Annotated in this window: 13 protein-coding genes; 7 read left to right on the top strand and 6 right to left on the bottom strand. The window is 69.3% G+C overall.

What is annotated here, in order from left to right; all coding sequences use genetic code 11:
- Window positions 1-88: 88 nt before the first annotated feature.
- Entirely contained in the window at window positions 89-919 is an 831-nt protein-coding gene (locus AC1RRV_RS03035; protein WP_492858084.1) for an SDR family oxidoreductase, read from the top strand.
- On the opposite strand, the gene AC1RRV_RS03030 is transcribed toward AC1RRV_RS03035, so the two are convergent.
- From AC1RRV_RS03030 to AC1RRV_RS03020, 3 genes are all read right to left on the bottom strand, one after another.
- Window positions 879-2,012: a cell wall hydrolase gene (locus AC1RRV_RS03030; RefSeq protein ID WP_492858083.1), complete on the bottom strand. Its 1,134-nt coding sequence runs from the start codon at window positions 2,010-2,012 to the stop codon at window positions 879-881. The genes AC1RRV_RS03035 and AC1RRV_RS03030 overlap by 41 nt on opposite strands.
- 514 nt (window positions 2,013-2,526) lie before the next feature.
- Window positions 2,527-3,489 carry an HAAS signaling domain-containing protein gene (locus AC1RRV_RS03025; RefSeq protein WP_492858082.1) on the bottom strand — a complete coding sequence of 321 codons (963 nt, stop codon included), beginning with the start codon at window positions 3,487-3,489 and terminating at the stop codon, window positions 2,527-2,529.
- 32 nt (window positions 3,490-3,521) lie between these two features.
- Complete coding sequence (locus tag AC1RRV_RS03020) at window positions 3,522-3,851, bottom strand: PadR family transcriptional regulator (RefSeq protein ID WP_492858081.1); 330 nt, start codon at window positions 3,849-3,851, stop codon at window positions 3,522-3,524.
- Between the two features lie 150 nt (window positions 3,852-4,001).
- Here AC1RRV_RS03020 and AC1RRV_RS03015 point away from each other — a divergent pair, with 150 nt between their 5' ends.
- Window positions 4,002-4,379: a VOC family protein gene (locus tag AC1RRV_RS03015; protein WP_492858080.1), complete on the top strand. Its 378-nt coding sequence runs from the start codon at window positions 4,002-4,004 to the stop codon at window positions 4,377-4,379.
- A 132-nt stretch (window positions 4,380-4,511) separates the two neighbouring features.
- Here AC1RRV_RS03015 and AC1RRV_RS03010 read toward each other — a convergent pair whose 3' ends face one another.
- A complete protein-coding gene (locus AC1RRV_RS03010) occupies window positions 4,512-5,414 on the bottom strand; it encodes an SDR family oxidoreductase (RefSeq protein WP_492858079.1) in 903 nt (300 codons plus the stop codon).
- 47 nt (window positions 5,415-5,461) lie between these two features.
- Complete coding sequence (locus AC1RRV_RS03005) at window positions 5,462-6,205, bottom strand: SDR family oxidoreductase (protein WP_492858078.1); 744 nt, start codon at window positions 6,203-6,205, stop codon at window positions 5,462-5,464.
- 126 nt (window positions 6,206-6,331) lie between these two features.
- Here AC1RRV_RS03005 and AC1RRV_RS03000 point away from each other — a divergent pair, with 126 nt between their 5' ends.
- The 4 genes from AC1RRV_RS03000 to AC1RRV_RS02985 all read left to right on the top strand — a co-directional run bounded on the left by AC1RRV_RS03000 (window position 6,332) and on the right by AC1RRV_RS02985 (window position 10,322).
- A complete protein-coding gene (locus AC1RRV_RS03000) occupies window positions 6,332-7,225 on the top strand; it encodes a LysR family transcriptional regulator (RefSeq protein ID WP_492858077.1) in 894 nt (297 codons plus the stop codon).
- Entirely contained in the window at window positions 7,212-7,622 is a 411-nt protein-coding gene (locus AC1RRV_RS02995) for a DUF1810 domain-containing protein (RefSeq protein WP_492858076.1), read from the top strand. Before AC1RRV_RS03000 ends, AC1RRV_RS02995 begins: the two co-directional genes overlap by 14 nt.
- A gap of 131 nt (window positions 7,623-7,753) precedes the next feature.
- Window positions 7,754-8,440 carry a glutathione S-transferase family protein gene (locus AC1RRV_RS02990; protein ID WP_492858075.1) on the top strand — a complete coding sequence of 229 codons (687 nt, stop codon included), beginning with the start codon at window positions 7,754-7,756 and terminating at the stop codon, window positions 8,438-8,440.
- 211 nt (window positions 8,441-8,651) lie between these two features.
- Window positions 8,652-10,322 (top strand): hypothetical protein, encoded by a 1,671-nt coding sequence (locus AC1RRV_RS02985; RefSeq protein ID WP_492858074.1) that lies wholly within the window; start codon window positions 8,652-8,654, stop codon window positions 10,320-10,322.
- A gap of 90 nt (window positions 10,323-10,412) precedes the next feature.
- On the opposite strand, the gene AC1RRV_RS02980 is transcribed toward AC1RRV_RS02985, so the two are convergent.
- Window positions 10,413-11,303 (bottom strand): LysR family transcriptional regulator, encoded by an 891-nt coding sequence (locus AC1RRV_RS02980; protein WP_492858073.1) that lies wholly within the window; start codon window positions 11,301-11,303, stop codon window positions 10,413-10,415.
- Between the two features lie 118 nt (window positions 11,304-11,421).
- On the opposite strand from AC1RRV_RS02980, the gene AC1RRV_RS02975 reads away from it, so the two are divergent.
- Window positions 11,422-12,279 (top strand): c-type cytochrome, encoded by an 858-nt coding sequence (locus AC1RRV_RS02975; RefSeq protein ID WP_492858072.1) that lies wholly within the window; start codon window positions 11,422-11,424, stop codon window positions 12,277-12,279.
- Window positions 12,280-12,287: the final 8 nt, after the last annotated feature.

The raw sequence follows: 12,287 nt of genomic DNA, 5'->3' as shown, positions 1-12,287 counted from the left end.
GCCTCCGGCCCTCCGGGCCACCTCCCCCAGCGGGGGAGGATCTGCACAGCAATCCCTTGACCCCTTCCCCCTCTTCGCCTTCTGATCATTGATAACAATGATACGGGAGGGCGAGGGCATGGCCGCGAACGGTCGGAAATCCATCTTCATCACCGGGGCCGCCAGCGGCATCGGCCTGGCCTGCGCCAAGCGCTTCGCCTCGGCGGGGTGGTTCGTCGGCCTGGCCGACATCGACAAGGCGGGGCTGAAGGCCGCGCGCGAGGCGATCGGCGTCGACAACGGCTCGGTCCACGTCCTGGACGTCCGCGACCGCGACGGCTGGGCCAATGCGCTGGGCGAGTTCGGGAAGGAGACCGGCGGCAAGGCCGACGTCCTGCTGAATAACGCCGGCGTCGCCCGCTTCGGGGTGCTGGAGGACCTGTCGGACGCCGATTGCGACATCCAGGTCGACGTCAACATCAAGGGCGTGATCAACGGCGCCCGCGCGGGCCTGCCGCTGCTGAAGGCGGCCGGCGGACGGCTGGTCAACATCGCCTCGTGCGCGGGGCTCTATGGCTCGCCGAAGCTGGCGGTCTATTCGGCCACCAAGTTCGCGGTGCGCGGCCTCTCCGAGGCGCTGGACATCGAATACGGCGAGCATGGCGTCAGCGTCGCCTGCGTCATGCCGTGGTTCGTCGAGACGCCGATCCTGCACGCCGGGGCGTCAGGCACGAACGAGAACATGGCCGACGCCCTGCGCAAGGGCGGGCTGGAGGTCTATCCGGTCGAGGACGCCGCCCAGGTGGTCTGGGACGCGGCGCACGGCAAGCAGTTGCACTACTTCGTGGGCAAGCGGGCGAAGCAGATGCGCTTCGCCACCAGCCACATGCCGAACGCCGTCAGGAAGCAGCTCCGCTCCCGGCCCCTACTGTCGTCTTGAGACCGTCCAGGGCCGGCTTGTCCGTCGCCGGCGCGGCGGCCTTGGTCGCCGTGGCGATCGGGGCCGAGGCGGGCTCGCTGACCGGACCGATCGGACCGCCCATGCCGGGCGCGCTCGACGCGGGCTCGATGCGGCCGAGGGCGCTGGCGGCGTAGACGACCGGCGGCTTGCCGTCGGCGGTCAGGCTGGCGATCTCGGACGGCGCGATGTCATCGACGGTCGGCAGGCGCGACGGCGCGTAGCTGGACGCTCCGCCGTGACGACCGAAGCGATAGAAGATGTGCATGCCGACCTGGGCGACGCGCAGCAGGCGCGGTCCCCAGCCGGGCGAGACATTGACCGTGTGGAAGTGGGTCGCCGAACCGACTTCGCTGGCCATGGTCCCGGCCAGGGCGCGCGAGGCGACCTTGCGGGCCCGGCTCCAGGCGCCGGTTTCGCGAGCGCGGCGCATCGAGCCGTCGCAGGCGAAGCTGAACTGGCAGCCGGTGCGGTTCAGGGCGCCCTGGAACACCACGCCGCAGATCGACTTCGGGAAGGCCGGGTGGCGCACGCGGTTCAAGACCACCTGGGCCACGGCCGCCTGGCCGCTGGGGGTCTCGCCGCGGGCTTCGTAATAGACGGCGTCGGCCAGGCATTCGAGCTCGCGCGAGCTCTCCAGCGCATTGCCGAATTGGAACGGGCTGGCCCCGCCGACGTTGAATGCGGAGCCGAAGCTGGCCCGGAGCATCAGCGGGCCGGTGCGGCCGGTCTGTCCGGGACGGAGATTCGCCGCGCCGGCGCCTTCGAGGCGGGCGGCCAGCTGCGCCGATTGGCGGTCACGCTGGTCAAGAGCGGCGAACAGATAAGGATCATGACGCTTGGCCACGGCGAGAGCGCCGGGGTCCATACGCGTAGCCGCGCTGACCAGGGCGGCGTCGGAGAAACTCCCCGAGGCGCCGTCGGCCAAGCGGGCCACGCGGGCGTGGGTAGAGGCCGATTGAGCCAGACCACCCATAAGGTAAACGCCTCCCAGGGCCAGACCCGTGATGGATCCGACCAATACGGCGCCGACCAGCCCGCGCGCATCCGCGCGCGTCTGCGACTTGATATACAAAACTCGTGTCCTGCGCGGCGAGGGCATACCGCCCCCCGACAAAATACGCCTCGAAATCCCCGGTAAAATCACTGTCGGGGCGCTCTTCGAAGCGGGGAATCGGCCGTATCACGACGTGGCCAAGATCCCTCTTGTAGCGGCTTATGACGTATCCATGACCGACTCGCAAGCACTTGCTGCATTGCAACATGGCTTCTGCGCTCACACGTCGCACAGTTAATTCGTTAACGCGTTGAATCGTAGCGAAAAGCTGGACAAGCGAGAGCATCGTTTTTTTGCCGACGCGAAAGCCTTGCCACGCCTGTGCTCAACCGATCCTGGCGGAACCTGAAACTGTCCGCATCGTTACTCGGCAACGACACAAACCTTAACGGCCGGCCGTTAAGCATGTTGGTTTTGGCAGGGGTTTGAGGCGTCTCGGCAAGGGCCGCGGGCGAGGCTCGCGGCAAGGGTCGAAGGCAGAAAAAAAGGAGCCCCGCGAAGGGCTCCCTAACGGTCCGCGCGGGGTCCGAAATTACCGCCCCTGCACCAGCTTCCAGCCGTCGACGAACACCTTCGTCAGGCAGATGCCGGCGGCCACGGCCATGATCACCTTGAAGGTCATGTCGACGGTCTCCTGCAGCCGGACCACGTCGGTCCCGTCGGGCAGGACGAAGGTCACGATCGGCTGGGCCGGCCACAGGACCGCCACCACGGCCAGGCCGCCCACCGCGCCGAGCAGCTCGGCCGCCGCCCGGGGCCGGATCCAGCCCGGCTTGACCACCACGAACAGGGACGAGATCGCCTGGACGACCGCCAGCCCCAGGACCGGCCAGTAGAGCGCCTTCAGGGCCGGGCTCAGCACCACCCCAATCTGGCCGTCCTCATGGACGATGTTGCCCATCGGGAAGGGAATGACCCCCGTCCACCAGGCGATGAAGAAGCAGACGGCGACCAGTTCGAACAACCCCTCGAAGCGGGTCTTCGAGAACAGCGGCCTGCCCTTGGGGATATGCGGCAGGTCGCTGACCTTCCACTGGCCGAACTGGCCGACCTTGATCCAGCCGCGCTCGACCGCCGCCGCGATCAGGGTGGCGCAGCCGATCAGGCTGAGCGCGGTCGGGATGAAGTCGTTGACGATGCCGGTGACGGTCCGGGGACCGCCCTCGCCGGTGATCAGCACGATCGCGGCCGGGATCACCGCGGCGATGGCGGCGATGGCCAGCATCACCTTCACGCCGAACAGCCAGAACGGATAGATCTCGGGGCCGATCAGGGCCGTGCCGGGACCGTAGCGGCCGGCGACGGCGATCGGGTGGCCGATCTCGCGCAGCAGGGCCTCCATCTCGCGCTTGTCGAGCGGACGGCCCAGGGTGGCCTCCTGCTCCTCGACGCGGTTCATGATCAGGTCGCGCAGTTCGGCGGTGATGTCCTGGCGCTGGGCCTTGGGCAGCAGGGCGGCGACGGCGGCGAGGTAACGATCGATCAGATCGCTCATGGTCTTGTTTCCTTGAGAATGAGAGGCCGCGCTCACAGCAGCGGCTCGAGGGCGGCGTTGATGCCGCGCCATTCGTCGGCGAGGCGGGCCAGCACGGTCCGGCCCTCTTCCGACAGCTGGTAGAAACGCTTCTTGCGCTTGTCTTCCTCGCGCCACTCGCTGGCCAGGAGGCCCTGGGCCTCCAGCCGGCGCAGCATCGGATAGAGCGCCCCTTCGTCGATCTCCACGCCCACGGTCGAGAGGGCCTGGCGCAGGCTGTAGCCGTAGCGCTCCTCCCTCAGCTGGGCGAGGACGGCGAGGATCAGGGTCCCTCGCCGCAGCTCCTGGCGGAGCGATTCAAAGATGTCCGTATCGGTTGGCATGGGGTGTGCGCCACATAGTGTGCATCACATGGTGTGTGACGCACACTGTATGTCACACAGTACGATCGGGAGTCAACAGGGGGGGGGGAACACCGTTCGCCCTCGCGCCTTCTTTTCGACAAGCGGGGCGCGAAGCTCGGAGACAGTCAGATGCTAGGCGACAAGGACGCCCAGGCCACCGTGGCGGTGAAGGACCTGAAGATCGCGCGGCCGTTCTATGCCGAGATCCTGGGCCTGCAGCCCCTGCCCGGCGGCGAGCCGGGCGTGCAGGGCTTCAAGGCCGGCAGGTCGGTGGTGCTGGTCTATGAGTCCGAGTACGCGGGCGCCAACGAGGCCACCGTTCTGACCTGGTCGCTGGGCGACGATTTCGACGCGGCGGTGGCGGCCCTGAAGGCCAAGGGCGTGACGTTCGAGCGCTACGACTTCCCCGGCATGACCCACGACGGCGACGTGCACGTGGCGGGCGGTTTGCGGGTGGTGTGGTTCAAGGACCCGGACGGCAACGTGCTGAGCTTGGGGAATTACTAGAAGCAACAACGCCAAAACCCTCGTCATCCCGGGCGGCGAAGCCGACCCGGGACCCAGGGGCAGCCGCACTGCATTGGCCCCTGGGTCCCGGCTCTTCGCTACGCTACGGCCGGGATGACGAGCAGTTTTGAGCTACGACCGAACGCTCGGCGCCAGCAGGTCCTCCAGCCCGATCCGGCGGAACATCTCGGCGCGCACCCGATCGGCCACGCCGTTGACGATCTCGGCGCCGTCCTGCGACGGATCCACGTGGACCCGGAACGGACGCCGGCCGAACGGCGTGTCGACCACGCGAGCGATGGCGCGGGCCACCTCCCCCGCATCGGCGTCGGCGGGCTCCAACGCCGCCAGGCCGCCCAGAGCCGCGTCGGCGACGCCGGCATAGGGGCCGTCCATATAGGCGGCCGCGATCTCGCCGTCGGCCGGCTTGCCTGAGTGGGCGAAGTGGTTGGTGCCCTTGGTGAAGGCCCCCGGCACGATGATCGAGGTCTCGATCCCCCAGCGGGTCAGCTCGCTGGCGTAGGAGACGGCCAGGCTGTCCATCGCCGCCTTGGCCGCGAAGTACGGGGCCAGGAACGGCGGCGTGCCGCCTCGGGTCGAACTGGACGACACCCAGACCACCAGCCCCCTGCCCTGCTCGCGCATGACCGGCAGGGCGGCGCGGTTCACCCGCTGGGTCGACAGCACATTGATGTCGAACAGCTGGCTGTACTGCTCGGGCGTGAAGGCCTCGGCCGGGCCAAAGCTCATATGGCCGGCGTTGTGGACGATGACGTCCAGCCGGCCGGTGGCGGCGACGATCTCGGCGACCCCGGCCTCGACGGAGGCCTCGGAGGCCACGTCCAGCTCGACCGTGCGCAGGTCGACATCGTGGCTCATGGCGTAGTCGGCGACGGCGGCGACCTGCGGGGCGTTGCGCCCCTTGGTCTCGCGCATCGAGGCGTAGACGGTGTGGCCGGCGTCGGCCAGGGCCCGGGCGGTGAGCGCGCCGAAGCCCGAGGAGGCGCCGGTGACGAGGATGACGTTCTTGCTCATGGGACTGTTCCTTCGGATCGAATGGTGGGGAGGGGATGGGCGCGGGATCAGACGATCCCGCCGTTGACGCGCAGGACCTGGCCGTTGACCCAGGCGCCGTCCGGACCGGCCAGGAAGGCGATGGTCGCGGCGATGTCCTCCGGGGTTCCGAGGCGTTCCAGCGGCGCGGCCTTGGCGAGGCGGTCGATGACCTCGGCCGGCTTGCCGTCCAGGAACAGCGGCGTGGCCGTGGGACCGGGTGCGACGGAATTGACCGTGATGTTCCGGCCGCGCAGTTCCTTGGTCAGGATGGCGCTCATCGCCTCGACCGCCGCCTTGGTCGCGGCATAGACGCCGTAATTCACCGGCAGCAGGCCGACGACGCTGGACGACAGGTTGATGATCCGGCCGCCGTCGCGCAGGCGGCGGGAGGCCTCGCGCAGGACGTTGAAGACGCCCTTCAGGTTCACGGCGATGGTCTGGTCGAACAGGGCGTCGTCGCTGTCGGCCAGGCTGGCCAGCTTCATGATCCCGGCGTTGTTGACCACTACGTCGATGCCGCCGAACGCGGTCTCGGCGTTGTCGAACAGCCGGCGCACGGCGGCCGGATCGCGGACATCGGCCTGGGCGGTGACCGCCTTGCCGCCGGCGGCCTCGATCTCGCGCACCACCGCCTCGGCGGGTTCGGCGCGGCCGGCGTAGTTGACGATGACGGTGAAGCCGTCGCGGGCCAGGCGCTGAGCGGTCTCGCCGCCGATGCCGCCCGAGGCGCCGGTCACCAGCGCCACCTTGGTTTCAGTCGATTGGGTCATGGGGAAAGCCTCCGGTTCAGGACCGACCTCGTGCCGGCAGAGAGACCTTGCGCCTTCGCCCGGCTTGAATAATTCAGCCAGTCACGACATCACTGTTCGCTCTATCGAATAATGGGAGCGCGACGGGTGGATCGGTTCGAGGCCATGCGGCTGTTCACGCGGATCGTGGAGCGGCGCAGCTTCACCCAGGCCGCCGCCGACCTGGACCTGCCCCGCTCGACCGCCACCGAGGCCGTGCAGCAGCTGGAGGCGCGGCTGGGCGTGCGGCTGCTCCAGCGCACCACCCGCCAGGTCAGCCCCACCCTGGACGGCGAGGCCTATTACCAGCGCTGCCTGCGCCTGCTGGACGATCTGGAAGAGGCGGAAGGCGCCTTCCGCCAGCGCACCCCGCGCGGCCTGCTGCGGGTCGACGTCCAGGGAGCCCTGGCGAGGCGGTTCGTGCTGCCGGGCATACCGGACTTCCTCGCCGCCTATCCAGAGTTGAAGCTGCAACTGACCGAGGGCGACCGGCTGGTCGACCTGGTGCGCGAGGGCGTCGACTGCGTGCTGCGGATCGGCGACCTCTCCGACAGCGCCATGGTCGCCCGCCGCGTCGCCCTGCTGCCCGAGGTGACCTGCGCCGCGCCGGCCTATCTGGAACGGCGGGGCGTTCCGAACACGCCAGACGAGCTGGCGGGCCACCGCATGGTCGGCTTCCTGCAGGCCAACGCCGGCCATCCCTACCCGCTCGAGCTGACCGTCGACGGCAAGGTCCGCGAGATCGCCGTCGAGGCCGACGTGGTGATCAATTCCGCCGAGAACACCGTGGCCATGGGCCTGCTGGGCCTGGGGCTGATCCAGGTCCCGCGCTACCGGGTCGATGACTGCCTGGCCGACGGGCGCCTGGTCGAGGTGCTGGCCGACTTCCCGCCGACCCCGACGCCGGTGTCCCTCCTCTACCCACGCAGCCGCCAGCTGTCGCCGCGCGTTCGGGTGTTCATCGACTGGGTGGCGAGGAGATTTGACGGTGACCGCCCTTAGCCGCTTCATCGACGCTCAAGCGGCGACCTACGACGCCGCCCTGGCCGAGTTGCGGCGCGGCCGGAAGACCAGCCACTGGATGTGGTTCGTGTTCCCACAGATCGCCGGCCTGGGCCGCAGCCCGACGGCGCAATTCTACGCCCTCGCCGACCTCGCCGAGGCCCGCGCCTATCTGGCCCATCCGGTGCTGGGCCCGCGCCTGGTCGAGGCCGTCGAGGCGATCCTCGCCCTGCCCGGCCACGACGCCCACGCCGTGTTCGGCTCGCCCGACGACATGAAGCTGCGCTCGAGCCTGACCCTGTTCCGGGCGGCGGATCCGCAGGAGGCGGTGTTCCAGCGGGCGCTCGACAAGTACTTCGGCGGAGAAGCCGATCCGCTGACGCTGGAGCGGCTCTAGCATTTCCCAAATTCGCCGCCGGTGCGCCGCCTATCCAAAAACGGATAACACTGTTGCAGGAACGGGGTTTGAAGCGGGACCAGGGTCGAAGGTATCTCCCGGCTCAACGACCAGCCAAGGACTTCACCGCCATGCGCCTCTTCCACGATCCCGCCTCGACCACCAGCCGCGCGGTGACCCTGTTCGCCGCCGAGGCCGGGATCGCGCTCGAGCTGGTCTATGTCGGCCTGGCGCACGGCGAGCATCACGCCACGGACTTCGCGGCGCTCAACCCCAACCGCCAGGTGCCCGTGCTGGACGACGACGGCTTCGTGCTGACCGAGTGCGCGGCGATCCTGCGCTACCTGGCCGACCGGGCCGGCTCGTCCGCCTATCCGACCGACCGCCAGACGCGGGCGATCGTCGACGCGCGGCTGGACTGGTTCAACACCGGCTTCGCCCGCGACGCGGCCTATGGCCTGGTCTATCCGAACCTGATCCCCGACCTGCGCCCGACCCAGCCCGAGGCCGCGGCCCAGCTGGCCCACATGGCGCGGCAGAAGACCGAGACCTGGCTCTCGGTGCTGGATCGCCACTGGATCGGCGACCACGGCTTCGTGGCCGGGGATCGCATCACCATCGCCGACTATCTGGGCGCGGCCTATGTGAGCCTGCTCGATATCGTCGGCTTCGACCTGACGCCCTACCCCTCCGTGGTTCGGTGGATGGCGGCCATGCGGAACCTGCCGCACTGGGCCGAGTGCTACGCCGCCTTCGACGGGCTCCTGTCGGCCGTCCACGCCAAGCGCGCGCGGGCGGTCGGGAAGGGATCCGCATGAGGCGACCACCCCGCCTGACCCAAGGCTTCGCGGTCTAGAACCGCTCTTACCCCTTCACCTCGACCCCGGACCGACGTCGGCGGCCTGAGCCGCCGCGCCCGTTCGCCTGTGCATCGTCCGCCCCCCGGCGCGACGAGCGGGGCGGCGTGCGGCCCGGATTTCCTCAAGCAACAGCAAATCCCCCAACAGCAAATCCAAAGGACACAAGACAATGGCGAACTACATGGGCACTGCCGGCGACGACCTCTTCCAGGGCGGCGCCGATACCGACACGGCGCGCGGCCTGGGCGGCAACGACACGCTCACCGGCGGCGGCGGCAACGACGCGCTGTATGGCGATGACGGCGCCGACAATCTCGATGGCGGCGACGGCGAGGACTACCTCTATGGCGGTGGGACCAACGACAACGACGGCTATGGCGACACCCTGAAGGGCGGCGCCGGCTTCGATCGCCTCTACGGCGGGGCCGGCGACCATCTCGACGGCGGCGCGGACGGCAGTCAGGGCGACTACGCCTATCTGAACCTGACCGGCCTGAGCGCGTCGGTGATCCTCAACCTCGGCGCGGCCGGCGTGCAGCAGGTCGCCGGTGGCGGCAGCATCGTCAATATCGAGCAGCTCGAGGTCTGGTCGGGCTCGGGCTCCGACCGCATCAAGGGCGGGGCGGTCGACGACAAGTTCCACGGCGGCGCCGGCCACGACGCGCTCTATGGCGGGGCCGGCGGCGACTACATCTACGGCCAGGCCGACAACGACGTCATCCGGGGCGAGGCCGGCTCGGACACCCTGCGCGGCGACGCCGGCCATGACCGCCTGATCGGCGGCGACGGCGACGACAGCCTGACCGGCGACCAGGACCTGGAGGCCGCCGGCGACGGCCACGACCAGCTGGACGGCGGCGCGGGCAACGACAACCTCTATGGCAACGCCGGCGCCGACATCCTGATCGGCGGCGCGGGCGACGACATCATGACCGGCGGGGCCGGGGCCGACCGCTTCGCCTTCTCCGGCGCGGGGCAAGGCGCCGACCTGGTCCGCGACTTCTCCAAGGCCGAGGACCGCTTCGACCTGGACGGCAAGCAGTTCACCGGCGCGGCCAGCGACGGCAACGGCGGCACGACCCTGACCTGGGACGGCGGCTCGGTCCGGGTGGAGAAGGTCACCGGGACCCTGGCGGAATGGAACGGCCTGGTCGTCAACGGCGCCAACACCCTGGTCCGCCTGACCAACGCCTTCGACAACCTGCTGCGCTACAGCCCGGCCAACGACACCGACCGCGCCTATGTCCAGGGGCTCACGGACAAGGTCGCCTCGGGCCAGATGACCGAGGCCAACGCGCTGAAGGCCATCATCAACCTAGCCGACGCGACCTCGGCCGTGGCCACCACCTCGTACCAGTTCTTCACCGGCCACGCCCCCGGCGAGAACGGCATGGACTATCTGGTCTCGCCGATCGGTCCGAACCCGAACAACCTCAACTCGGCCTACTACCAGACCTTCAACGCCGAGAACCGCTACATCAACTTCGCGGTCAACCTCGGCCGCGACGGCGAGGGCAAGGCGGCCTTCACCGCCGAGTACGGGACCAAGACCCTGTTCGAGGCCACCCGCTCGGCCTACGCCAAGATCTTCGGCTCGACGCCGGACGACGCCAAGGTCCACGCCCTGATCGACGATCGGGCCGACTACTTCGCCTCGTATGGCAAGACCGATCTCGGAACCAAGGCGGCCATGGTCGGCTGGCTGCTGGCCGAGGCGATGAAGGCCGACGTCGGCAAGTTCGCCGGCTCCAGCAACGCCTACTTCACCGACCTGGCCGATGGCGCGCCCTTCGCCGTCGACCTCGTCGGCGACTACGCCAAGCCCGAATACAATCTCTGACGCGAACGGCGCCGGGCCCCTTCTCTACCGGCGCCTCATCGTCCGAGAGCCGCGCTCCGGTCGCCCGGAGCGCGGCGTTTCGCGTTCGCCTCAGGGCGCGACGGTGCGCCGGTTCACGACCGCCATATGGGCGACAAAGAAGTCGATGAAGGCGCGCATGTGCGGCGTGTGGCGCACATCCTCGCGGGTGATGATCCAGACCTCGCTAGGCGCGTCCTCCAGGGGCGGCAGGCAGGGTTCCAGATCCTCGGTCCCAGCGATCACCTGCTCCGGCAGCAAGGTGATGCCCACCCCGCTCCGCACGAACCCCAGCAAGGCCCGCATGGTCGACGCGCGGAAGGCGAAATCTCCACAGAGTTCGCCGTACCGGCGCAGGGGCGCCGCCGCGGCCAGCTGCCCCTCCGCCCCGATCATCCGGCGCCCGCCCAAGTCGCTCCAGCTGGTCGGCGCGCCGTTCGCCGCGAGGTAGTCGCGGCTGCAGCACCCTTGCCAGAACACCTCGCCGACCTTTCGCGCGATCAGGTTGGGATCGGTCGGACGCGGCCCCGCGCGTACGGCCACATCGGCCTCGCCGGCCCCGATGTCCAGGAAGGCGTCGGTGAAAATGCTCTCGATCTTGACGCCGGGATGCCGCTCCATGAACCGCGCCAGCGGGGCCATTGTCAGGGGGTCGGCGCCTTCGGGCGGCATGGTGAAGCGGATCACGCCTGACAGCTGACGCTTGGCCGTCTCGGCGGCCTCGCCGATGGCCAGCATCGAGGCTTCGGCGGTCTTGGCCAGCTCGACCAGGGTCTCGCCCTGGCTGGTCAGCACATAGCCCTGGGCCCGGCGCTCGAACAGCTTCAGCCCGAGGGCCGCCTCCAGCGCGTCGATGCGCCGGGTGACGGTGGACTGGCTGGTCCCCACCTCGGCGGCCGCCGCCAATGAACTGCCCGCCCGCGCCACCGCGAGCAGAAACCGGATGTCGCCCCACTCGAACATGCTGTCCCTCCGCCCCCTATCCATAAACGGATAACGGCGTTGCAGGAACGGGGTTTGAAGCCTGGCCGTGTGCCGGGTAATCGGCGGTTGAGAGACACCAAGCCCTGGGGGAGATCACATGGCGCTCTGGCGGAAAATCCTGATCGGCGTGGTCGCCGTTCCCGTGCTGGCCGCCGGGACCCTGGCCGCCCTGACCTTCGAGCGCCGGGTCCGGCACTTCGACACGCCCCTGCCGACCGTGCGGGTTCCGGCGGCGGGGGGCGACCTGGCCGAAGGCAAGCGCGTGGGGATGATCTTCGGCTGCCTGGCCTGTCACAACCCGAACGGCGCCGGCCGGGTCATGATCGACGATCCGGCGCTGGGCCGCATCGCCGCGCCGAACCTGACCAAGGTCGTGCCCAACTATACCGACGCTCAGTTCGTGCGCCTGCTGCGTAGCGGGGTGCGTCACAACGGGTCCTCGACCGTGGTCATGCCGACCCGCTCGTTCGGCAGCCTGGCCGACCAGGACATCGCCTCGGTGCTGCGCTACCTGCGCTCGCTGCCGCCGACCCCGGACAACGGCAAGGTGGGCATGCGCTGGGGCCCCGTCGGCGCGATCGCCCTGGTCACCGGCGGCGTTCCCTTGAGCGCGACCCAAGCCGTCGACGCCAGGCCGCCGCTGCAACGCCCGATGTCGGGTCCGACCAACGGCGACTACTGGATCAACACCACCTGCACCCACTGCCACGCCCTAGACGAGCCACACCCGATCGGCGACGGCAAGACCGTGGCCCCGCCCCTGCGCGCCGTGGTCAACGCCTATTCCGAGGACGAGTTGGTCCGCATGTTCCGCACCGGCCGCTCCCTGGGCGGCGCGCCCCTGGGCGTGATGGGCATCGTGGTGAAAGACGCCGGCTACATGACGGACCAGGAGATCCGCAATATCCACCGGGCCCTCGCGCCGGAGCGGGGGAAGGCTTCGCCGACGTCCTAGGAGGCCTG

The organism is Caulobacter sp. GW821-FHT11E10, assembly GCF_058808375.1.
The sequence above is the reverse complement of the archived record's forward strand: the minus strand, read 5'-3'. Positions and strand labels throughout refer to the sequence as shown.